The organism is Moraxella bovoculi, from assembly GCF_000988745.2.
Classification (GTDB): Bacteria; Pseudomonadota; Gammaproteobacteria; order Pseudomonadales; family Moraxellaceae; genus Moraxella; species Moraxella bovoculi.
Genome location: NZ_CP011381.2, coordinates 1,462,922 through 1,487,062 on the forward strand (window position 1 = coordinate 1,462,922; position 24,141 = coordinate 1,487,062).

20 protein-coding genes are annotated in these 24,141 nt (G+C 44.2%); 9 read left to right on the forward strand and 11 right to left on the reverse strand.

The window, feature by feature from the left end; genetic code table 11:
- Positions 1–57: 57 nt before the first annotated feature.
- From folC to trpA, 3 genes are all read right to left on the reverse strand, one after another.
- A complete protein-coding gene (gene folC, locus AAX10_RS06660; RefSeq protein WP_046700193.1) occupies positions 58–1,383 on the reverse strand; it encodes a bifunctional tetrahydrofolate synthase/dihydrofolate synthase in 1,326 nt (441 codons plus the stop codon).
- Between the two features lie 190 nt (positions 1,384–1,573).
- A complete protein-coding gene (gene accD / locus AAX10_RS06665; protein ID WP_046700194.1) occupies positions 1,574–2,464 on the reverse strand; it encodes an acetyl-CoA carboxylase, carboxyltransferase subunit beta in 891 nt (296 codons plus the stop codon).
- A 114-nt stretch (positions 2,465–2,578) separates the two neighbouring features.
- Positions 2,579–3,412: a tryptophan synthase subunit alpha gene (gene trpA / locus AAX10_RS06670; RefSeq protein ID WP_046700661.1), complete on the reverse strand. Its 834-nt coding sequence runs from the start codon at positions 3,410–3,412 to the stop codon at positions 2,579–2,581.
- 195 nt (positions 3,413–3,607) lie between these two features.
- Between trpA and AAX10_RS06675 the strand changes: the two genes are divergently transcribed.
- From AAX10_RS06675 to AAX10_RS06705, 7 genes are all read left to right on the forward strand, one after another.
- A complete protein-coding gene (locus AAX10_RS06675; protein WP_046698443.1) occupies positions 3,608–4,201 on the forward strand; it encodes a restriction endonuclease subunit S domain-containing protein in 594 nt (197 codons plus the stop codon).
- Positions 4,198–5,376: a restriction endonuclease subunit S gene (locus AAX10_RS06680; RefSeq protein WP_080947091.1), complete on the forward strand. Its 1,179-nt coding sequence runs from the start codon at positions 4,198–4,200 to the stop codon at positions 5,374–5,376. Before AAX10_RS06675 ends, AAX10_RS06680 begins: the two co-directional genes overlap by 4 nt.
- A 47-nt stretch (positions 5,377–5,423) precedes the next feature.
- Positions 5,424–8,696, forward strand: coding sequence for a type I restriction endonuclease subunit R (locus AAX10_RS06685; RefSeq protein ID WP_046698445.1), 3,273 nt, complete (start codon positions 5,424–5,426; stop codon positions 8,694–8,696).
- On the forward strand, positions 8,693–9,898 hold the full coding sequence (locus tag AAX10_RS06690; protein ID WP_046700195.1) for a restriction endonuclease subunit S: 1,206 nt from the start codon (positions 8,693–8,695) through the stop codon (positions 9,896–9,898). Before AAX10_RS06685 ends, AAX10_RS06690 begins: the two co-directional genes overlap by 4 nt.
- Positions 9,899–9,933: 35 nt before the next feature.
- Positions 9,934–11,550, forward strand: a complete 1,617-nt coding sequence (locus AAX10_RS06695; protein ID WP_046698446.1) for a type I restriction-modification system subunit M — start codon at positions 9,934–9,936, stop codon at positions 11,548–11,550.
- Positions 11,551–11,623: 73 nt separating this feature from the next.
- Entirely contained in the window at positions 11,624–12,154 is a 531-nt protein-coding gene (locus tag AAX10_RS06700; protein ID WP_046700196.1) for a restriction endonuclease subunit S, read from the forward strand.
- A gap of 85 nt (positions 12,155–12,239) precedes the next feature.
- Complete coding sequence (locus AAX10_RS06705) at positions 12,240–13,181, forward strand: site-specific integrase (RefSeq protein WP_046698448.1); 942 nt, start codon at positions 12,240–12,242, stop codon at positions 13,179–13,181.
- Positions 13,182–13,309: 128 nt separating this feature from the next.
- Here the strand turns inward: AAX10_RS06705 and AAX10_RS06710 are convergent, their stop codons facing one another.
- The 6 genes from AAX10_RS06710 to AAX10_RS06735 form a co-directional block, all read right to left on the reverse strand.
- Positions 13,310–13,840, reverse strand: coding sequence for an O-acetyl-ADP-ribose deacetylase (locus tag AAX10_RS06710; protein ID WP_046700197.1), 531 nt, complete (start codon positions 13,838–13,840; stop codon positions 13,310–13,312).
- A gap of 16 nt (positions 13,841–13,856) precedes the next feature.
- The gene (locus AAX10_RS10630) at positions 13,857–14,054 is read right to left on the reverse strand and encodes an HNH endonuclease (RefSeq protein WP_080947092.1); all 198 of its coding nucleotides are present in this window, start codon (positions 14,052–14,054) and stop codon (positions 13,857–13,859) included.
- Between the two features lie 93 nt (positions 14,055–14,147).
- Complete coding sequence (gene trpB / locus AAX10_RS06720) at positions 14,148–15,356, reverse strand: tryptophan synthase subunit beta (protein WP_046700198.1); 1,209 nt, start codon at positions 15,354–15,356, stop codon at positions 14,148–14,150.
- A 23-nt stretch (positions 15,357–15,379) separates the two neighbouring features.
- A complete protein-coding gene (locus tag AAX10_RS06725; RefSeq protein ID WP_046700199.1) occupies positions 15,380–16,129 on the reverse strand; it encodes an SDR family NAD(P)-dependent oxidoreductase in 750 nt (249 codons plus the stop codon).
- A 12-nt stretch (positions 16,130–16,141) separates the two neighbouring features.
- Positions 16,142–16,795: a phosphoribosylanthranilate isomerase gene (locus AAX10_RS06730; protein ID WP_217429509.1), complete on the reverse strand. Its 654-nt coding sequence runs from the start codon at positions 16,793–16,795 to the stop codon at positions 16,142–16,144.
- An 18-nt stretch (positions 16,796–16,813) separates the two neighbouring features.
- Positions 16,814–17,473: a DUF4230 domain-containing protein gene (locus AAX10_RS06735; RefSeq protein ID WP_036363413.1), complete on the reverse strand. Its 660-nt coding sequence runs from the start codon at positions 17,471–17,473 to the stop codon at positions 16,814–16,816.
- Positions 17,474–17,627: 154 nt separating this feature from the next.
- Here AAX10_RS06735 and AAX10_RS06740 point away from each other — a divergent pair, with 154 nt between their 5' ends.
- Entirely contained in the window at positions 17,628–19,355 is a 1,728-nt protein-coding gene (locus AAX10_RS06740; protein WP_046700201.1) for a proline--tRNA ligase, read from the forward strand.
- 76 nt (positions 19,356–19,431) lie between these two features.
- Here AAX10_RS06740 and AAX10_RS06745 read toward each other — a convergent pair whose 3' ends face one another.
- The gene (locus tag AAX10_RS06745; protein ID WP_046700202.1) at positions 19,432–20,487 is read right to left on the reverse strand and encodes a type I glyceraldehyde-3-phosphate dehydrogenase; all 1,056 of its coding nucleotides are present in this window, start codon (positions 20,485–20,487) and stop codon (positions 19,432–19,434) included.
- A complete protein-coding gene (locus AAX10_RS06750; protein ID WP_046700203.1) occupies positions 20,480–22,345 on the reverse strand; it encodes an AAA family ATPase in 1,866 nt (621 codons plus the stop codon). Before AAX10_RS06750 ends, AAX10_RS06745 begins: the two co-directional genes overlap by 8 nt.
- Positions 22,346–22,621: 276 nt before the next feature.
- On the opposite strand from AAX10_RS06750, the gene exaC reads away from it, so the two are divergent.
- On the forward strand, positions 22,622–24,139 hold the full coding sequence (gene exaC, locus AAX10_RS06755; RefSeq protein WP_046700204.1) for an acetaldehyde dehydrogenase ExaC: 1,518 nt from the start codon (positions 22,622–22,624) through the stop codon (positions 24,137–24,139).
- The last annotated feature ends 2 nt before the right edge of the window (positions 24,140–24,141 follow it).

The window sequence follows — 24,141 nt, forward strand, 5'->3', positions numbered from 1 at the left end:
GTCAATCCATCGCCCGTGCCGCCATGTAGCGAACAAGTTCATGACAGTACCACCATCTCATTTGAATGCCGTCAAAACCTCACCAACGGTATGAAATGAACCAAATACCAATATCATGTCTTGGTCGTTACTCATCTCAATCACTCCAACACTTGCCAGCCTTAGCTCATCATAAGTGATGATGTTTGCCGATGATAAATGGCAATCCATGAGAGTTAAAATGTCATTCAATCCCATCGCTCTTATGTGATCAATCATAGCGACATGCCAAGCGGCAATCTTAAACAAACCCTCGTCAATGTTCGCCTGCACCAAATCAAGCACCAAACCAATGTCTTTATCCCCTAACATAGAAAAGACGACATGAAGCTTGGCATCAGCATGAGTTCGTTGATGTTCATGCCAATATGGGACGAATTGTTCCAATAAAAAACTCATGCCGTGAGCGTTATGAGCGACATCAAACAGCCATTTTCTGCCACCAAAGTTGCGATGATCAAACCGCCCTGACAGAGCCACACTTTCTAAGCCTTGAGCGATTGCTGCTTGGTTAATGTCCAAAGATGATGCCAGCACTGAACTGACTGCATTTGCCGCATTCACCAAAGAAATTCTAGGCTTGGGTAATTTGAGCGTCGTACCAGCCGATGAATGATACCAAACATCTTGATACTCATCAAATTCATACCCCTTACCCAGTTGATACGGCTTGGCATGGTTGATTCGCACCACCTCTAACACACTGCTTGGCAACGCCCTTGCACCCAAGATGACAGGAATGCCATCACGAATGATGCCTGCTTTTTCAAGTCCAATTTTTTCAAGATCGTCGCCCAACCAGTCAACATGATCAATGCCAATATTGGTAATCACCGCCACATCAGGATCAATGATATTGACCACATCTAGCCGTCCGCCTAAGCCAATCTCCAACACCCACACATCGCAGTCAGCCTCCTTAAAAATCAACAAAGCTGCCAGTGTCGTCATTTCAAAAAAAGACAAACTTAGACCCATGTCAAGGCGAGCCTGCTCCACCTTTGCCAATGCACGCACCAAAGAGTTCTCATCAGTCTGCCTGCCATCAATATTCATGCGTTCGGTAAAATCAATCAAATGCGGTGATTGGTACAGGGCGGTTTTTAGCCCTGCCGCTTGACAAATGGCACTGATGGTGGCGGTAGTCGACCCCTTCCCGTTCGTACCAGCAACCGTGAATACATAAGGAGCATTGGGCATTTGTTTTTTTAATACACCCAAACGCTGAGCAACTGGTAATACGCGTTCAAGCCCCATATCAATCGCAGAGACATGAATGTTGGCAATGTATTCTAGCCAGCTTGCCAGGCTGTCATTTTCGGTCAAATGCTTGGTTTTGTTCATGGTCTTTATATCATGTTGATTGATTCATAAAGAAAACGCCTGCATTGCAAGCGTTTTGATTCAGTGATTATAACATAACAACAAACAAAACACATGGCAAATACCGTCATGCGTCTTGGCAGTCATCATCATACTCTTTTGATGCAACCAGCCTATTAGCTTATGGCAACATCAAGCAGTCGTTAAGCCGTTAGGCATTTGGCAATTTACATAGCTTGGTCAGCAGACGATGTATCGTCTCAATCAGTTGATGACGATGCACCACCATATCAACCGTACCTTTTTCTAATAAAAATTCTGCTCGTTGAAATGGTTCATCAAGCACTTCTCGTACGGTCTGCTCAATCACTCGCTTACCTGCAAATCCAATCATGGCTTTAGGTTCAGCGATGTGTATGTCGCCCAACATGGCAAGACTTGCTGTTACACCGCCATAAACAGGATTGGTCAATACTACCACATAAGGCACGCCAGCGATACGCATCCTTTCAATCACTGCCGAAGTTCGTGCCATCTGCATGAGTGACAGCAAGCCTTCTTGCATTCTGGCACCACCAGATGCAGCAAAACACACCAAAGGCTTGCGTTCCGCCAATGCCTTTTCGGCAGCCAAAACAAATCTATCCCCAACAACAGAACCCATCGATCCGCCCATGAATTTAAAATCAAAAGCGCAAGCGATCAGTTCTAGGTTTTTGATTTTGCCCTGCATGACGATTAATGCTTCAGATTCACCCGTCGATGCTTGGGCTTCTTCCATGCGCTTAGGATAAGGCTTAGAATCGACAAAATTCAATGGGTTGCCCGCCTGAAACTCTTGACCCAGCTCAGCATCCACACTATCAAAGAACCAGTTAAGGCGCTTTCTGGCAGACATCGTTAAGTGGTGATCACAATCAGGGCAAACATACTGATTAAAAACTAGCGAAGTATTGGTCGTCAAAGAATGGCAATGTGGGCATTCAGTTGACGGCTCAGTATCTACCGCAGATGGTGTGATGACTCGATCCTGCTTGATGCCGGGTACAGAGCGGTTCAACCACACAGTTGGCTCTGCGATGGTTTCGGCTTGATTTGACATAAAAAATCCTATCTGGTGTAACTGTAAAATTTGATATAGTTTACACTTGTATTATTTATTTGGCAAATGAATTTTATGGGCACGGCTTATTAAGCAACCCAAGTATTCAAATAATCAAATGCCATCAATCGCCGCACGCAGCTCATCCATCTTAACAAGCAAATTAGCACATGCTTGATCGATCGCTGCCTGATCATCTGCCGCCACACCAGCAAAATTTTTGACAAGCTCGCTACCGACAATCACGCCATCGGCAAATTTTGCCACCGCTTTGGCACTCTCGCCGTCTCGTATGCCAAAACCCACGCACACAGGCAGGTCGGTATCCGCCTTAATCGCTCCGACTTGCTTGCCCACGTCGTCTGTATCTAGGGCGTTTGAGCCTGTTACGCCTTTGACCGACACATAATAGATAAAGCCTGAGCCGTGTTCTAGCACCGCTTTTCGGCGTGCAGGCTCGGTCGTTGGGGCAAGCAAAAAGATTTGGTTAATGTCGTGCTCGGCTAAAGCTTTGGCAAAATCGCCTGTTTCGTTGTTTGCCACTTCGTTGGGCGGTAAATCCACCATGAGTAAACCGTCCACGCCATTGGCTTGGCATAACTTTAAAAATTCGCCATAGCCGATAATCTCAATGGGGTTTAGATAGCCCATCAGTAGCACAGGCGTTGTGGTGTTGGTTTTGCGAAACTCGCCCACCATGTCAATCGCTTGGCGAGTACTTGTACCACCTGCCAATGCTCGCTCGCCAGCTAAGGCAATGGTTTGACCATCCGCCATAGGGTCAGAAAACGGCAAACCAATCTCAATCACGTCCGCTCCATGAGCGACAAGGCGGTGCATCAAATCTACCGTAACGCTCGGAGTCGGGTCGCCTGCCATGATGTAGGGGATTAGGGCTTTCTTATTTTGCTGTTTTAGGGTAGCAAAGGTTTCTTGAATTCGGGTCATGTCGTGCTCGCTCGTGCATAAATACAAAGCCATATCATAGCACATAATCACAGGATAGTGAAAATCAAACTCTACCACAAAATTTTATAAATAATTAGTTTTTAAAAGGCACAAAAAATATATGCAAAAAATTATTGCATTTATAAAAACGCTTATTTATAATACGCATAAATCTTTAGTTTTTAAAAGGCACAAATGAAAAAACCAATATTATTTCGTGAAATGGTAGAACTACAAAGTGGCACCCCACAGTTTCGCATCGCTGAGAGTGTGGATGCATCTGCCCCTATATATGACTACTATACGCAGGCGGATTTGGACGTGGATTTTTGGCAGATAGATACGCCTGTTATGGGCAAGCAGGTTCGCACGCATGATCCTGTGGCACAGCTTGACAAAGGTGACATTGTATTTAGTCTTATCTCAGGCAAGGCGGTGCGAGTACAAGGTATTCATGCAGGTCGGTTGATGACTCAAAATTACATCAAACTTACCCCAAAACCCTCGCTTGACCCTGCTTATCTTATTTACCTGTTAAATGAAAATACGGACATTGCTCGTCAGTTTGGTCTGGGCATGCAAGGCTCGTTTGTGATGAAATATACCATCAAGCAACTAAAAGAGCTGACATTACCCGCCTTGCCAAGCCTAGAAATGCAAAGGCTTATCGGCGACAGCTATCTAAAATCCATACGCCTTGCCACCCTAAAAAAGCAACTGGCAGACAACGAATACCGACTTATTTTGGCACAACTTAACACAATCACCCAACACGGAGCAACACCATGACACAACCAAAATTACGATTTGCCCAATTTGATGGGGATTGGGAAATTAAAGAGTTTGATAAAATTACTGAACGTGTATCCAAAGCAAGTGTAAAGTCCGATTTACCTAGAATTGAATATGAAGATGTTATTTCGGGTAGTGGCGTGCTAAATAAAGATGTTTATCAAAAAAACAATGTCAAAAAAGGCACACAATTTGAAGCTGGTGATATATTATTTGGCAAACTTCGCCCCTATTTGCAAAATTGGCTTTTTCCAAGTTTTCAAGGCGTTGCTGTGGGTGATTGGTGGGTACTTCGCCCCAAAGGAGTGCAGGGATGCTATTTATATTATCTAATTCAGGGAGACGCATTTCAAACGGTGGCTAACTTGTCTGCAGGTTCAAAAATGCCTCGTTCAGATTGGAAAATTGTCTCAAAAACTAAATTTTATACCCCACCCACCGAGCAAGAACAAACCACCATTGGTAATTTTTTCCGTCAGATAGATGAGCTTATTACGCTTCGTCAGCGTGAGCTTGAACATACCAAAGAACTTAAAAAAGGTCTTTTGCAAAAAATGTTTCCCAAAAATGGTGAAACCGTTCCACAAATTCGCTTTCCCCAATTTACTGACGCTTGGGAACGGTGTAGGTTGGGGGAGTTATTTATTCAAACATCAAATTATGTAAATCCAAAATTAGATGATATTGAATTATGGAGCCTGACCGTTGAACAAGGATTGACACCCAAAACCGAACGGTATACTAGAGATTTTTTGGTGAAAAAAGAAAATAGTTTTAAAGCAGTTTACCCAAATGAGTTTGTTTACAATCCAATGAATATCACTTTGGGTGCCGTTGGGTATAACCATTTAGGAAAATCTGTAGCAATATCAGGATATTACATCACAATGAAAACCACTGATAAAGCTGATGATTTTTATATGGCAACTTGGCTAAAATCGCCACAAGCAATAAACCTATATAAAAATCATGCAACTGGTTCATTGATTGAAAAACAAAGAGTTCAATTTAATACTTTTTCAAAAATAAATTGCACATTACCCACCGAGCAAGAACAAACCACCATTGGTAATTTTTTCCGTCAGATAGATGAGCTTATTACGCTTCGTCAGCGTGAGCTTGAACATACCAGACAGCTGAAACGGGCGTTGTTACAGCAGATGTTTGTTTAACCAAATGATTTTGATTTTTTAACTTCAATGAGCAATAGGAGAAATCCATGACTATCCAAAAAAACACCCGAAAAGAGCCGGCTTTTGAAAAAGAGCTGGTAAATTACCTATGCTCGGGCGAACTGACCAACCCCAGTGAGCTTGATGCCTTGATAAATAACGGTGGCATAATCAAAACACGCATATGGAAGTATGAGCCAAACATCAAGACCACCGATGATTTGTGGGATAATTTTAAGGCGATTTTGGAGAAACTCAACCAAAAAACGCTAAATCAGCCTTTGAGTGTCAATGAATTTGCTCAGGTCAAAAAAATCATCAGTGATTTGTCCACGCCATTTTTGGCAGGTCAGTTTTTGTATGGCACTAATGGCGTATCACAAATTGAGATTGATTTGGACGATGGTCGGCACGTCTTTTTGACTGTGTTTGACCAAAATCAGATTGGAGCGGGCGATACAGTTTATCAGATAGTAACCCAAATTGATCGCCCTGCCAAAATCGCAGGTCTTCAAGACCGCCAGTTTGATACCACGCTACTTATCAACGGGCTACCTATTGTTCAGATTGAAGAAAAAAGAGACACCCGAGACGTGAACGAAGCTCTTAACCAAATGCACCAGTACATCAGCGAGCATCAGTATCGGGATATTTTTTCTACACTACAAATCTTGGTTGGCATAACGCCGAGCAATGTCAAATACATGGCAAATACCACTGCCGATAAATTTAACAAAGATTTTGCCTTCAATTGGCAACGCAACAGTGATAACAAAATCGTGCGTGATTGGCGAGAATTTGCCGATAGTATGCTGTCTATCCCTATGGCTCATCAAATGGCGACCAGTTTTATGATATTGGACGGTACAAAAAACCACCAAATGTTAAAAGTCATGCGTCCATATCAGGTCTATGCCACCCAAAAGGTCATGCAGGCGGTCAAACGCACAGATTTTGGTTTTGGGGTCAATAAACTGGGCTATGTTTGGCATACCACAGGTTCGGGCAAGACGATTACTAGCTTTAAGACAGCTTGGCTAGCCAGTCGCCACCCCAAGGTGGATAAAGTGGTGTTTTTGGTGGACAGAATCGCCCTAACCAACCAAACATTAGAAGACTATACAGCCTACGACCCCGACTATCAGGAAGGACTAGAAAAAAGTGGCACGGTGCAAGACACGACCAACACCACCGATTTACAAAGAAAGCTGAACCAAAAAGGGGGAGGTATTATCGTAACATCGGTGCAAAAGCTCCAAACACTCATCAAACGCCGTTCATTTACGCCACCTGACAAAAACATTCTTTTTATCGTGGACGAAGCTCATCGTTCCACAGGGGGTGAAAGTTTTGCCGACATTCAAAAGTTCTTTAAAAATTCGGCGTGGGTGGGTTATACAGGCACCCCCATGTTTGATGAGACCACGCAGGGCAGACGTACGGGCGATATTTTTGGTAAAATGCTTCACGCCTATACCATTAGGGAGGCGATTGCCGATAGAAATGTGCTGGGCTTTAAGGTAGATTTTGCCACAACCATTGACGCAGAATCCATGAAAAATGACTACCTGCCCAAGTTCTATAAAGAAAAATATCCAAAATGGAGTGATGAAAAAATCAAAAAGAAGATTGACAATCTAACTGACGAAGACATCGATGACAATGTCAATCCAAGTTTTTATGATAACAATGCCAATCATGTCAGCCTTGTGGTGGCGGATATCTTTCATCATTGGAAAAACCGTGCCGTATGGAACAACAACAAAAATCAGGCACGCTACAATGCCCTTTTGACCACTCATGTCGGTGGTGGTAAGGCAAGCAGCCCCATGGCGATGATGTATTTCCGTGAGTTTATGAAAGTCAATGCCGAGCGAGCCGAAAAAGGTGAATTTACCCTAAAAGTTGCGGTAACATACAGCCTAAATACCACCAATAATGATACAATGGTGGAGAGTAACAAAGGTCTAGGCGAGGCGATACAGGCATATAATGCCGAGTTTGGCACCAGTTTTGGGCTAGACGATGTGTCGGGCTATACCGAAGATGTGGCGAGTCGGCTCAACAAAAGTGCATCAGACGGCAAGTTTTTGGATATTGTGATAGTCATTGACCAGCTTTTGACAGGGTTTAATGCCCCTGAGCTAAATACCTTGTATGTGGATAGAATCCTAAAAAATGCTAATCTCATTCAAGCCTACTCACGCACCAACCGCATCAGCGACAACAGCACAAAAACATGGGGAAGGATTGTCAATTATCGTTGGCCTGCCCAAAATGAGAAATTGATGAATGAAGCACTTGCCATTTATGCCAACAAAGATTCTGCCAATTTGTCCGATGAAGAGCGTAAAAAGAGCAACCAAAAAGACGGTATTTTGGCAGAAGAATTTAATGATATCGTCAATGACACTCGCCAAATCATTGAAGCGTTACGCACCAAGACAGATGACTTTAATAACCTGCCACCGTCTGAGACCGAACGAGAAAATATGCTCGAACAGTTACGCCGTTATAATGCCAATATTGCCAAACTAAAACAGTATGATGCCGAACAAGACAATAGCGGGCAAAAGATTGGGTTTGACTATGACAATCCAGAAGCCCTAATTGCACATCTAGGCATGACCCCTGATGAAGAAATTGCTTTGACAGTAACGCTAGCAAGCGAGCTAAAACAGTATTTTGCCGACCAAAAGTCCGTCCCTGTGTGGCAAATAGAGCTGTCCATGACGCATATCAAGGACATCAAGGTGGATTATGACTATCTAACCATGCTGGTAAATCAGCTTTTGGAGCAAATAGCAAAAGGCGATACAGAGGGTGCGAACCAAACTCGCCAAGAGATACAAAAATTTACTGATGCCCTAGAAGACCGCAACTTGGCTAAACAGGTCGCCCAAACGGCTGATGATATTGTAAATGGGGAGTTAAGCCAAGATGAGCTTGCCAGCACCATTGACAAAAACAATGACGGCAAATTTGACGGTCTGCAAGTGGTCGCACAGGCAAACAACAAAACCATTGACAAGAGTCTGAGTTTTTTCCGCCTAAAATGGGGGATAGATGACGATATCATGGACAATCAAGGACTACTTGCGTTGTTTCGCCGTCATCATCATGGTGTTGATGATTTAAATAGCTTGGGGCAAGTAGATAAACTGCTGACCGACGCAAGTGCAGTTTATGCCACGTCTGCCCAAGATGGCGATGTGGCAAAGCTATCCAAAATCAAATACCGAAAAGAGCTACGCCAAGAGCTGTACAAACTGGCAGATGATTTGGTAAATCGTGGTCATCACATAGGAGAGAGTAAATGACGACTCAAAAAACAAACGTACCAAAACTCCGTTTCCCCCAGTTTACTGACGCTTGGGAACGGTGTAGATTGGGGGAAGTGGTGGAAATCAAAATGGGGCAATCCCCAAGCTCAAAAAACTATACCAACAATCCAAATGATTATATTTTGGTTCAAGGTAATGCTGACATAAAAAATGGCTGGGTATCGCCACGAGTTTGGACAACTGAAATAACAAAATTAGCCAACAAAAATAGTCTTATTTTAAGCGTTCGAGCACCTGTTGGCGATGTTGCAAAAACCAATTACGATGTGGTTTTGGGGCGTGGCGTTGCTTCTTTAAATGGCAATGAATTTATATATCAAACTTTAATTAAATTAAAAATTGATGGATATTGGGAGCGTTTAAGTTCTGGCTCAACATTTGAATCAATCAATTCAAATGATTTAAAAGATGCAGAAATATTTTTACCTACCAAACAAGAACAAACCACCATTGGTAATTTTTTCCGTCAGATAGATGAGCTTATTACGCTTCGTCAGCGTGAGCTTGAACATACCAAAGAACTTAAAAAAGGTCTTTTGCAAAAAATGTTTCCCAAAAATGGTGAAACCGTTCCACAAATTCGCTTTCCCCAATTTACTGACGCTTGGGAACGGTGTAGGTTGGGGGATGTAGGAGAGACATTTTCAGGATTGTCTGGAAAAACAAAAGATGATTTTGGGCATGGTAATGCAAAATATATCACTTATTTAAATGTTTGCAAAAATCATATTGCAGATTTATCGGAAGTGGGATTGATAGAGATTGACGCAAAACAAGAAGCGGTTAAATATGGCGATGTATTGTTTACTACTTCATCAGAAACACCAGAAGAAGTTGGAATGTCGTCTGTATGGCTTGGAAATATTGACAATGTGTATCTAAATAGTTTTTGTTTTGGCTACAGACCTAATATTGAATTCAATCCATATTACTTGGGTTCGGTTTTACGTTCGCCAAGTATAAGGAGAAATATTGTTTTATTGGCACAAGGAATTTCAAGATACAATATTTCAAAAAAGAAAATGATGGATATTGAAATTCCAATACCAACCCTCGAAGAACAAACCACCATTGGTAATTTTTTCCGTCAGATAGATGAGCTTATTACGCTTCGTCAGCGTGAGCTTGAACATACCAGACAGCTGAAACGGGCGTTGTTACAGCAGATGTTTGTTTAATACCAATTTAATTTAACTTAACAATCGGAGTTTTTATGAGTAATATCCAAACCACCACCGCCAAACTATGGGCAATGGCAAATGAATTGCGTGGCACGATGGACGCATCAGAATATAAAGACTATATTTTGGCGTTTATGTTTTATCGTTATTTGTCCAAGCACCAAGAACGGTATCTTGTGGATAATGACATCATCACCATGCAAGGTGGGCAAAGCATCAATGATATTTATGCCAAAGAAGCCGTAGGCGATGATTTGAATGACTATCTGGAAGAAATAGCCCAATCGCTTGGCTATGCCATTGCCCCCAAGGATACTTGGGATAGCCTAATGGCACGTATAGAAAATGCCGAAGTCATACCAAGCGACTATCAGTCTTTGTTTGATAATTTTAACAATAACGCATCTATCAATACTCGTGCCGAAACGGATTTTAGGGGGGTATTTGATGATATCAACCTAGGCAATTCACGATTGGGGTCGAGTACAAACGAGCGTGCCAAGTCTTTGAGTGGCATTGTCAAGCTGGTGGACAGTATTGACTACAAAGATGATGACGGCAAGGATATTTTGGGCGAGATTTATGAATATCTCATCGGTCAGTTTGCCGCATCAGCAGGTAAAAAAGGCGGGGAATTTTATACCCCACATCAAGTATCCAAGATTTTGGCAAAACTTGTTACCGTCAATAACCCCAAAAATCAAGATGAATTTTTTATGATTTATGACCCTACAATGGGGTCAGGTTCGCTACTTTTGACGGTGGGTAATGAATTACCGGAAAATCAAGCGATTAAATACTATGGACAAGAACTCAATACCACGACATACAACCTAGCCCGCATGAATCTGATGATGCATGGCGTGTCTTATCAGAACATGACTTTGCGTAATGCTGATACATTAGACAGTGATTGGCCCGATGGTGTTGATGGCATTAGTGGCGTGGACAAGCCTTTATGTAGCTTTGATGCGGTGGTTGCCAATCCGCCCTACTCTGCCAGCTGGGATAACAACGAACGCAAACTAAAAGACCCCCGTTTTTCACCATTTGGGGCGTTAGCTCCTGCATCTAAGGCGGATTATGCGTTCATCTTACACAGCTTATATCATCTAAGCAACGATGGCACAATGGCAATTGTGTTGCCACACGGCGTATTATTCCGTGGGGCGACAGAAGGTAAAATCAGAAAAGCCATTATCGGTGATGATAAAACAACCGCACAGGGTAATTATTTGGACGCTGTCATCGGATTGCCTGCCAATCTGTTTTATGGTACGAGCATTCCTACCACCATTTTGGTATTTAAGAAAAATCGCACCACCAAAGATGTGTTGTTTATTGATGCTTCCAATGAGTTTGAAAAAGGCAAAAACCAAAACCGCCTAACTGATGAGCATGTCAGTAAAATCATTGAAACTTACAAAAACCGCCAAAACGTGGATAAATATGCTTATGTTGCAAGTCTAAATGAGATTATCGCCAATGATTACAACCTAAACATTCCACGTTATGTAGATACGTTCGAGGAAGAAGCGGTTATAGACTTAGATGAGATTAACGCACTCATCGCCAAAGACAAAGAGGAAATCGCTAAACTAGAATCCCAAATCGCCGATCAATTACGGTTGTTGGGCGTACAGGTATAAAATACTTTGTCAGTCGCCCTGGAACAAAAAAGCAATGTCGTAAGTCATTGCTTTTTTTTATATTTTTTATTTTATACATCAATACAAAAAAAGAAATTTAAAACAAAAGAAGACTTACGCTTGGGAACGGTGTAGATTGGGGGAAGTGGTGGAAATCAAAATGGGGCAATCCCCAAGCTCAAAAAACTATACCAACAATCCAAATGATTATATTTTGGTTCAAGGTAATGCTGACATAAAAAATGGCTGGGTATCGCCACGAGTTTGGACAACTGAAATAACAAAATTAGCCAACAAAAATAGTCTTATTTTAAGCGTTCGAGCACCTGTTGGCGATGTTGCAAAAACCAATTACGATGTGGTTTTGGGGCGTGGCGTTGCTTCTTTAAATGGCAATGAATTTATATATCAAACTTTAATTAAATTAAAAATTGATGGATATTGGGAGCGTTTAAGTTCTGGCTCAACATTTGAATCAATCAATTCAAATGATTTAAAAGATGCAGAAATATTTTTACCTACCAAACAAGAACAAACCACCATTGGTAATTTTTTCCGTCAGATAGATGAGCTTATTACGCTTCGTCAGCGTACGTATTTGTAGTATTTTCTCGCCATTTTGTAAAAATTCTGCAAAAATAAACCGCTCATTATATGAGCAGTTTATTTTTGTTTATTAAGGAAAAATGATGAACCAACTTACCCATTTCGCCCCACATGAGACTGATGAGCTGTTTTATCAGTACTATGAACGCTGGATATACATCTACAAAGAAGGGGCGGTACGTAAAGTTACCCTAGCCAAATACCAAATGACGCTTTCATGGGTCAAGCGACTTGCCCCAACATTGACATTGGCACAAATGAGCCGTATCAACTATCAAAAGCTTCTCAATGATTATGCTCAAACACATGAACGCCAAACCACGATGGATTTTCATCATCAATTAAAGGGGGCGATTTTGGACGCTGTTGATGAAGGTCTCATCGCCAAAGACCCTACGAGAAAGGCTATTATCAAGGGCAAGACACCACGCCAAAAACGCCCAAAATATCTCAATCAATTTGAATTGCATAAACTTATTTGTGAGCTGGATTTGACACCACCACTTAGTTGGGATTGGCTTATTTTGTTGGTTGCTAAGACGGGCATACGCTTTTCGGAAGCTCTTGCTCTAACGCCCAATGATTTTGATTTTTCAAGGCAGTTGTTATCCATTAACAAAACTTGGAATTATAAAGACAATGACGGATTTTTACCTACCAAAAATCAATCTTCTGTTCGCAAAATCCAATTAGACTGGCAAACCATTATCCAGTTTGCAGAATTGACCAAAGGATTGCCAAAAGATGAGCCGATTTTTATTACAGGAAAGATATACAATTCCACAGTAAATGGTGTGTTAATTCGTCATTGTCAAAGAGCAGGATTGCCAGCCATTTCGATCCATGGATTAAGACATACACACGCATCACTGCTGTTATTTGCAGGGGTGTCTATAGCTAGTGTCGCAAGAAGACTTGGACATGCTAGTATGACTACCACTCAAAAGACCTATTTGCACATTATCCAAGAGCTTGAAAATAAGGATATTGATTTGGTCATGCGGTCTATTTCTAGTTTGAATTAGTCATACGGGTGGTTTGTTGGTTTAATGGCAAGCCACTTTAAATCTGATAGTTAAGATAAATTACCCACCAAAAAAGGGGTGGATATGGCAGTGATGAATAAATAGAGATTGAGTTTTTCTATCATAGATTATATTGATAAACTTAATGCCTTTTGATAAAGCTTAAAATTCTCATCATCAAAACACACAAATCTAATCTCCATCAATTCGCCAATCTCTCCACAAGCAATAAACTCCTTAACCGCATTTATGGCAACTTCACACGCCAATTCCTTGGGAAAGCGATACACGCCTGTTGAAATATTGGGAAAGGCAATGGTTTTGGCATTATGGGTAACGGCTAATTTTAGGCTTTGGGTATAGCAACTTGCCAATAGTTGCTTTTCGTGATGATTGCCACCTTGCCACACCGAGCCGACTGTGTGAATGACGTATTTGGCGGGCAAGTTCCCTGCGGTTGTGATGACCGCTTGCCCTGTGTCGCATTTGCCTTTTTTGGCGCGGATTTGGCGACATTCATCCAAAATGGCACTACCACCTTTACGATGAATGGCACCGTCCACGCCCCCACCACCAAGCAGTGATGAGTTGGCAGCATTGACGATGATATCTACGCTTTGTTCGGTAATGTCGCCTTTGACTACCGTTAAAGTTAACATTTAAACTCCTTGTGATTCATTTCCTACCACCATTAACACAAATCCCAATATATTTAAGTCTTATCTTAGCATTGGAGCAATGACGGCACGCCAACACAAAATTATGCTTGTGATTTGTACCGCCATCGCTGATTGGGATTAAGTGGTCTAAATGTCCGCTTCTTTCGGTGATTTGACAATCAAAATACGCACAGCGATGATGAAAAATTGCCAAATTTGCCGTTTATCACTGGTTACAGGACAGCCAAAAATGATTTACGACAAGCTTCACCCAATGGCATCTTTTGCTCTTGCGGGTTCATGGATATTAAATCTCAATCCCGTCAATACTCATCACGGTATGCAAATCTTTATCGCCACGCCCTGACAGATTGATAATTATAGACTTATCTTCATCCATGGTTTTGGCAAGTTTTAACGCATAAGCGACCGCGTGCGAGCTTTCTAGGGCAGGGATAATGCCTTCGGTTTTGGTCAAAATACGAAAGGCTTCTAGAGCTTCATCGTCATTGATGACAGGGTAATTGACACGCCTAGAATCCTTTAAAAAGCTATGCTCAGGGCCCACACCGGGGTAGTCAAGCCCTGCCGATATGCTGTGCGTGTGCAAAATTTGACCATCATCGTCCGCCATAAGGTAGGTGCGATTGCCGTGCAACACGCCCACACGCCCTGCATTTAGGGGGGCAGAATGCTCGCCTGTGTCAATGCCGTGTCCGCCTGCTTCCACGCCATAAATCGCCACATCATCGTCATTTAAAAACTCATAAAACAGCCCCATGGCATTAGAGCCACCACCCACGCAAGCGATCAATGCGTCAGGATTTTTACCTTCTTTTTCAAGGTGTTGCATTTTGGCTTCACGACCGATAATCGCCTGAAAATCACGGACCAGCACAGGATAAGGGTGCGGACCTGCCACCGTGCCGATGACATAATAGGTACTGTCCACGTTCGTTACCCAGTCTCGCATGGCTTCGTTCATCGCATCTTTTAGGGTGCGTGAACCTGACGTTACCGCCACGACTTTCGCCCCCAAAAGTCGCATTCTATATACGTTCATTTTTTGGCGTTCTACATCGTCCGCCCCCATGTAAACCACACATTCTAAGCCAAGCCGTGCCGCAATCGTCGCCGTTGCCACGCCATGCTGACCTGCCCCTGTCTCGGCGATGATACGCTTTTTGCCGACCATTTTGGCAAGTAGGGCTTGACCGATGGTGTTATTGACCTTGTGAGCCCCTGTGTGGTTTAGGTCTTCTCGTTTTAGGTAGATTTTGGCACCGCCAGTTTCTTCGCTTAATCGCTTGGCAAAATAAAGCGGTGTGGGGCGACCGACATAATTCACCAAATCATCATGAAACTCTGCCCAAAATTCAGGGTTGTTTTTGACCGATAGATAAATGCGCTCTAGCTCTTCTAACGCACTCATCAAGGTTTCGGATACAAAACGTCCGCCATGAATGCCAAAATGACCTGTAGTGTTGGGGTATTGTGTAAAATCAGTATTACTCATCTTCTTCTCTTTTAACGAATTGTTTAACCTTTATGGACCGTAAGACCTGCGAAAGTCTGCGCCGTTGGCATGACTTCCAAGCGATTGATGTTGATATGTTTGGGCTGATTAATCAGCCATGATACCATATTACTGATGTCTTGTGGGCGGATAAATTCCACATTCTCATAGACCTTGCTTGCGCGCTCATCATCACCGTGAAAACGCACGTTACTAAACTCTGTATCGCCGCACAGCCCAGGCTCAATGTTGGTAACTCGCACATTCTTACCAATCAAATCAGCACGAAGATTCAGGCTAAACTGCGTCACAAAGGCCTTCGTCGCGCCATAGACATTGCCACCAAAATAAGGATAATTACCCGCAATCGATGAGATATTAATAATCAGCCCGTCATTCTTTGCAACCATATTCGGCAATATCTCACGCGTGATATTGACCAGTCCAAGCGTATTGGTGTTAATCATCGTCTGCCAATCGCTCATGCTCGCCTTATCAGCAGAATCCAGCCCCAACGCAAGTCCTGCATTATTAATCAGTACATCAATATTTTGTCGTATTTCGGCTGGCAGAATTTCTAGAGCGGCTTTGGTCGCAGATATGTCACTAACATCGAAGCATAGCGGGATAAAGTTATCGCCAAGCTCGCTCTGCAACTCATCAAGCTTATGCTCTCGGCGACCCGTACCGATCACGGTAAAGCCATTTTTGATGCAGTCGATGGCAATTTGTCTGCCAAAGCCTGCCGTAACACCTGTGATTAGAATGTTCATGGATTTTCCTTATTATGATGGGTTAATTTTGGCATGGTTGATAAATTTGCTCATTTTCTCAGCACATTTTACCCCTTTTGCTTTCTCTATGCCACCGCTCACATCAAGTCCATATAGGCGATGAGCAAGCTCATCATGCGTTATGCTTGCGACATTATCAGGGGTTAGTCCACCTGCCAAGATGATGGATAGTGGTGAATTGGTCGGGATCTTATTCCAGTCAAAGGGCCGCCCCGTACCGCCAAATTTATCAGGATGATAAGCATCCAACAGAACACCGCTGGCACCATGCGCTTTTAATTCGTGGATTTGTGTAAGTAGGCTCTCAGCTGTGTCGGATTCTTGGACGCGGATTGCCTTGTACCAGCGTTTTTTGGTAAGATTGGCAAGTCTTTGGCAATCCGCTGCAGTCTCATCACCGTGAAACTGCACCACATCGAACGGCACAGTATTGCTAAGCTGTACGAACTCATCTCCTGCCATGTTAACAACGAGCGCCACCACATTCATAAAAGGCGGTAAATCTGCCACCAAACTGCGTGCAGCAACCATATCCACATATCTAGGACTTGGCGGATAGAACACCAAGCCCACCGCATCCACACCAAGCGCTACCGCCGCCTTTAGATCCTCACTTCTGGTAAATCCACAGAATTTTACTTTCATTATTATCCTTGGTTATCCCTAGCTCTTTGATGGTGCTTGACACGCGCCTGCACCTTGACTCACCACATCAACGGTCGCACCTGTCAACACAAACAGACCTTTGATTTGCTCTGCGGCATTATTCGCCGCCATCGTCATGACGTCGCCTTGACAGGCTTTTTTTAGCACTTCGTTCTTTGCTGATAGCTGGGCTTCGCTGAGAATTTTTGGATCATTATCCACCACACCAAAAAGTCCTGTCTGCCAGTCATAGACTTCAATATCATCCAAATACACAGCGAAGACTTCTGACGGTGGCACACTGACCGTCACATGCGTCACAGGATCGCCCTGTGAATCGGTGCGCTGAGCCACTTGCACCATTTCGCTAGAGATTTTAGATAGGTCCACGCCCGCCAATACACGTCCATGCGCCACGAACAGACCCTTTTGTTCATCTTGCCACAGCTTCTGCCAACTGCCCTCTTTACTGGCGGTGATGACCGTATCGACAGAGAACGCCACAGACTGCAACCTCGATAGCTTCTGGATGTCTGTAATGATGCCATCGCGAGTCACGGCATGAACATCAGCTTCGCTCTTACGATCATATAACGCCTTGACAAATAATACTGTTGAAATCAACAAAACCACCACAAGCGCCGCATGGAAGAAAGTTAACTTTGAAGTTTTCGCCATAATACCATCCAATTAATGAATTTAGTGAGAAATTTACCATAAATATAAGGATGATGTGTAATTTTTTCAAAATTTTCAAAATTTAAGTTGCATAACGGGTTAAATTTGCCGTAAGATAACCTATTTTATCAAAATTGTATCGTTAAGGGTCATCATGAAAGCCAGCCAATTTACCTTTGCCACCTTAAAAGAAACACCAAGCGATGCTGACATCATCTCAAGCCAACTCATGGTGCGAGCGGGTCTGATTCGTAAACTTGCCTCAGGTCTGTATGTCTGGATGCCGGCAGGTCTGCGCGTCCTTAAACGTGTCGAGAAAATCGTCCGCGAAGAGATGGAGCGCATCAATTCTCAAGAGCTATTGATGCCTGTAACACAGCCTGGCGAGCTTTGGCAAGAGTCTGGACGCTGGGAAGATTATGGTGCAGAGCTACTGCGCTTCAAGGACCGTCACGGTCGTGATTTCGTTCTAGGGCCAACGCACGAAGAAGTCATCACCGACATCGCGCGCAACGAACTAAAAAGCTACAAGCAGCTGCCTGTGATCTATTACCAAATTCAAACCAAATTCCGCGATGAAATCCGCCCTCGCTTTGGCGTGATGCGCGCGCGTGAATTTACCATGAAAGACGCTTATTCATTCCACATCGACAAAGACAGCCTTGCCAAGACTTACCAAGACATGTATGGCGCTTACAGTCGCATCTTTAGCCGCCTTGGTCTTAATTTCCGTGCGGTACAGGCTGATACTGGCTCGATTGGCGGCTTTGCCAGTCACGAGTTTCATGTTCTGGCTGACAGCGGTGAAGATGACATCGCATTTTCAAGTGAATCGGACTTCGCTGCTAACGTTGAATTAGCTGAGGCAATCTGCACAGATGAACGTGCTGCATCCACCGAAGAGCGTCGCGATGTCGACACGCCAAACATGCCAACCTGCGAAGAAGTCGCAGAACATCTAGGCATTCCACTTGCCAAGACAGTTAAGACGCTTATCGTCAAGGGTTCACATTCAGAAGATACACCAGACATGCCAAAATTAGTGGCACTCATCCTGCGCGGCGATCATACACTTAATGAGATCAAAGCTGAGAAAATCTCCCAAGTCGCCACACCGTTCGAGATGGCAAGCGAAGAAGAGATCAAGGCCGCCGGTCTCATCAAGGGCTACATCAGTGCAGACTTGGCAGAATTCAATATCCCTGTATTCGTTGATCGAAGTGCCGCTGCTTTATCGGACTTCGTCTCTGGCGCCAATGCGGTAGACAAGCACACCGCAGGCATGAACTGGGAGCGTGACGCTGCCATCACTGCTGTCGTGGACATCCGTAATGTCGTTGATGGCGACCCAAGCCCAGATGGTAAAGGCGTCATCTCTATCAAGCGCGGTATCGAAGTTGGCCACATCTTCCAATTGGGCGACAAATATTCAGAAGCCTTAGGCTGCAAAGTGCTTGGCAAAGAAGGCAAACCTGTCACGCTGATGATGGGCTGCTATGGTATTGGCGTAAGCCGTATCATCGCCGCTGCCATTGAGCAGAACCATGATGACAATGGCATCATCTGGGCGGACACACCAAACCTTGATGACAACATCGCGCCTTTTAGCGTTGCCATCGTGCCAATGCGCTCAAAAGACGGCTCAGCTGAAACCAAAGCCGATGAACTATACAACACCCTAAAAAATCAAGGCGTGAACGTTCTACTAGATGATCGCGATGAGCGTCCTGGCGTGAAATTCGCTGATCTTGAGCTAATTGGCATTCCGCACCGCATCGTAGTGTCTGAGCGCAATCTTGCTGAAGGCAAATACGAATACGTCAAGCGTGACAATGGCGAGAAAGTCATGCTAAGCTTAGATGAGCTGCTTGCCAAATTCTAACTACTGATAATAAAAAACAGGCTTAAATAATAAGCCTGTTTTTTTATTTAAGCCCAATCCGACAATGTCAAATCTATCAATCATCAGCCAAGATAACACACATCTCGAGCAGGCGATTGGCATATCCCCATTCGTTGTCATACCACGCGAATATCTTAATCTGCTCACCTGACTGCATGATTTGTGCTGCATCAATCACCAATGAGTGCGCATCGCCAATAAAATCACTCGACACCAAAGGCTCATCGGTATAGCCCATGATTCCTTTTAGCTTGCCATTACTGACTGATCTTAGAAATTGTGACACCGTATCAGCATCAATGGGCGCTCTAAACGTGCAATTAACATCGATCGCTGCCACGTTGATGGTTGGTACGCGGATGGAATGACCGTTAATTTTGTCTTTTAGGAATGGTAATACGCGTTCGGTTGCGTTGATGCTGCTTGACGTGGTGGGGATGATGTTATGCCCTGATGCTCGTGCACGTCTTAGATCACGGTGCGCTTGATCAAGAACATTCTGGTCCGCGGTGACCGCATGAATCTCCGTCATCATCACGCTTTGAATGCCAAACTGTTCATCCAACACCGACAGGAGTGGCACCAATGCCTGTGTGGTGCAAGAGACTCCCGAGATGATGGGCAAGTCACGATTTAGCAGATGATCATTCACACCCAGTACAATGCTGGCATCAACTTCATCAAAAGGCGCGGCACCGACAATCACCTGACTTGCGCCCGCTGCACGATGGCTCGAAGCATCCTGATATGAGCGGAATCTACCTGTACATTCTAGCACCACATCAACAGATAAGCTCTGCCAAAGTAAATCTTTTGGATTGCTTTTGTTTAATAACAAAATTCGCCATTCGTCACCACCTCTGGATAATACCAACCAAACATCCGAATTCTCATAAGTCAGACGTGCTTGAACCTCTAATGATGACAATCTGCCATGCGCACTGTCAAATTTTAATAAATGAAGCAGCGCTTCTGGATCTGCCACATCGTTGATGGCGATGATGTCGATATTGGTGAATTTGTCGGTATTTTTTAAGAAGGCGCGTAGGATATTACGTCCAATCCGCCCAAAGCCATTGATCGCTAAGCGAATTTTATTAGAATTAGTCATTCTTGCTCTCGCTTACGTCATCGCCCTTATCTTGGGCTTGCTTATCGATGAATATCAGCGCAAGACGCACGACATTATAATCATAACCTAGCATCTCGACCATAGGGCGCAGCTTCACCCCATCCACAAATTCACCCTGCGCTTCTAGCTTCTCATAGGCCAAAGCAACCGCTTGCAATTTCTCATCATCTGGCCGTATGTGATCGCAGTCTAATGCACCATCCATCTCATGCAGCTGCGCGATGTGATTGATGATGGTTGAGACAGCAAGGCTGCGCTCGGCTGAGATCTCGCCCACATCCAGCCCTGCCTCGAGTAATTTTTTCGTCTTTTGGAGTGTCTCTCCCGCTTGTTTTTTTGGCTTAGCCAGATGAGCAGCAGGGATGTCATTTTCTTTGATGTGCTCACGTCTGGCGATGGCTAATTTTTGGGCGGCGATGCGTTTTTCGTTAACCATGATGATGTCCTTACGAGTGATGCCGTCACAGGTCTCGATAAAAGTATCATGAATTTTCATGAGCGTCTCGTCATCAAGGTTTGCAAATTTCGCCTCTTGTTCGGCGGCGATTTCTTGTAATCGCTTATCCACTCGGAACACCCATTCATCAAGCAGCAGGCTTTTTTGATTAAAGCCTAGCAGCTTTAGCCCATCCAGTGAGCGCAGGCGTGACAGCGCCACATAGCCCTGCCCCATCTCAAAGGTGCGCGACAGGTTGATCTCGGCAGCATCTAAGGTCATGCCTTGTGACTTATGCACCGTAATCGCCCAAGCCAAGCATAGTGGCACTTGGGTGTAGCTTGCCAACACGTCACCTTCATTATTCTCCATCATCCATTCTTCTGGCTCGGCGATTACCTGACGTCCGTTATTTAGGCGCACCACAGGATAGGTGTCAACAGCACTCGACCCTAAAGGACTCTCATCATCAATCAATGACGTAAAGTCTATCACCTCGCCCATGGTGCCATTTGAGACGGCAAGGTTTGGGTTGTTCTTCACAAACATGACTTTCGCGCCTACTTTTAGGCTTAGCACATCGGGCGCGCGAACGCTTTTTTTAAGAGAATCCACCAAGATCTTATCGCCTGTCGTTATGGCGTGAAATTCTTGAGCACCACCCTCTATCTTACTGATTTCAGATTCATTAATCTCATCAACATTGGCATTATGCGTGTATAGACGCGTACGAGTCATGGCGATGTCGTTGCGCTCGGTTGCTCGCAGCGTACTGATGGCGGCCTTAGTGACTTCTTGGCGACGGATTTGGTTTAGGATGTCATTTAACGACAACCCAAATCGCTCGGCTTCATCTTGAGCGTTCTGGCGATGCTGCTCGGTGAGATAGCACACTTGAAAATTCGCCTCAAGCCAAGCTTTGGCCATGAAAGCAAATTTCTCTTTATTGGTTTCGCCCTTTTTCCCGACAGGAGGCAACTGGAAAAAATCCCCCGAGAAGATCACCTGGACACCACCAAAAGCCTGATTGTCTTCACGCAGCGCCTTTAGGATGTCATTGAGTAGGTCCACCTGCTTGGCGTGCAGCATGGAGATCTCATCCACAATGAGCACCTTAGCGTCCTTAATGCGCTCATAGACGACCTGACGGGATTTTAGGCGCTTAAAATCCCCCGCCTCAAAGCTGTCCTTGATGCCCATGCCAGACCACGCATGAATGGTCATGCCATTCATGTGCGTGGCTGCTATGCCTGTACTTGCCGTGATGGCGACATGAATACCACGCGCGCGCAGATAGTCAATGTATTGATTAAGAATATAGGTCTTACCTGCCCCTGCTTGACCTGTCAAAAAGACGTTTTGCCCTGTTTTTAGAATATCTAATGCGGTGGATTGTTTCATGAAATGGGTATCAAATTCAGCGATAAATTAATAAATTAAAACAGGTTAGGATAGCACAGTTTTGCTGATTTTTGGGTGAAATTGACCATCCATTTTCAAAAAAATTTACAAAAAATTCATCCTGATATTTATCGTTAATTTTTACCCAAAATAATTACAAAACTTTACAAAATAACTAGGTGCAAAATTGTTCACTATTTGCTATTGTATAGACGTGTGGCAATCACACAACAACAAAACAACGCGCTGTATTTTGGTTTTAATTAAGGACAATTTATGAAATACGACACCCCCAACACCCCCAACTCCCCCGTCCAATTCCGCAAACAATACGATAATTTCATCGGTGGCGAATGGGTCGCCCCAAACAAAGGACAATATTTTGGCAACACCAGTCCTGTAGATGGTGCGCTTATCTGCCAAGCAGCGCGCTCTGACGAGACCGACATCGAAAAAGCCCTAGATGCAGCACACGCTGCCAAGGACGCATGGGGTCAGACTAGCCCGACCGAGCGCGCCAACATCCTATTAAAGATGGCGGATAAAATCGAAGAAAACTTAGAAAAAATCGCCATCGCTGAGACTTATGATAACGGCAAGCCCGTTCGTGAGACTTTAGCGGCGGACATTCCATTGGCTGTCGATCACCTGCGTTATTTTGCAGGCTGTATTCGTGCCCAAGAAGGCGGGGTCAGCCAGATCGATAACGATACGGTAGCTTATCACTTCCACGAGCCTCTGGGCGTGGTGGGTCAGATCATTCCATGGAACTTCCCGATTCTGATGGCAATTTGGAAAATCGCCCCTGCATTGGCTGCCGGTAACTGCATTGTGTTAAAACTTGCTGAACAAACACCTGCTTCATTCTTATATCTGCTTGACACCATTGGCATCAATGACATCCTACCAAAAGGCGTGCTAAACGTCGTCAACGGCTTTGGTCTTGAGGCAGGTAAGCCGCTTGCATCTAATAAGCGCATCGCCAAAATTGCCTTTACCGGCGAGACGAACACAGGTCGCCTGATCATGGGCTACGCCAGCGAGAACCTGATTCCCGTCACCCTAGAGCTTGGCGGTAAGTCGCCCAACATCTTCTTCGAGGACATCTTGGATGAGGACGATGAATTCTTGGATAAAGCAGCAGAAGGCTTGGTGATGTTCGCACTTAACCAAGGAGAAGTATGTACCTGCCCATCGCGCGCATTGGTGCATGAGAAGATTTATGATAAATTCATGGAACGCTGTGTTGAACGCGTCAAGAAATTCAAACTTGGTAGCCCACTTGACACCGAAACCATGATTGGTGCACAGGCGAGCGAGGAGCAACTTAAGAAGATTCTGTCTTATCTTGACATCGGCAAACAAGAAGGCGCCAAGGTACTGGTTGGCGGCGAGCAAGACAAGCGCGACGAAGAAGGTTACTATGTACAGCCTACCATCTTTGAAGGTGATAATGACATGCGCATCTTCCAAGAGGAGATCTTCGGTCCTGTGCTGGCAGTTACTAAGTTTAGCAGTGACGAAGAAGCGATGCGCATCGCTAACGATACACTATATGGCTTAGGCGCAGGCATCTGGACGCGTAATGTCAATAAGGCATATCGATTCGGTCGTGGCATCCAAGCAGGTCGCGTATGGACGAACTGCTACCACGTCTATCCTGCGCACGCTGCCTTTGGCGGTTATAAGCAATCAGGCATCGGACGTGAGAACCACAAAATGATGCTTGATCATTATCAACAAACCAAATGTATGCTGGTCTCTTATAGCACCAAGCCTACAGGATTATTCTAATC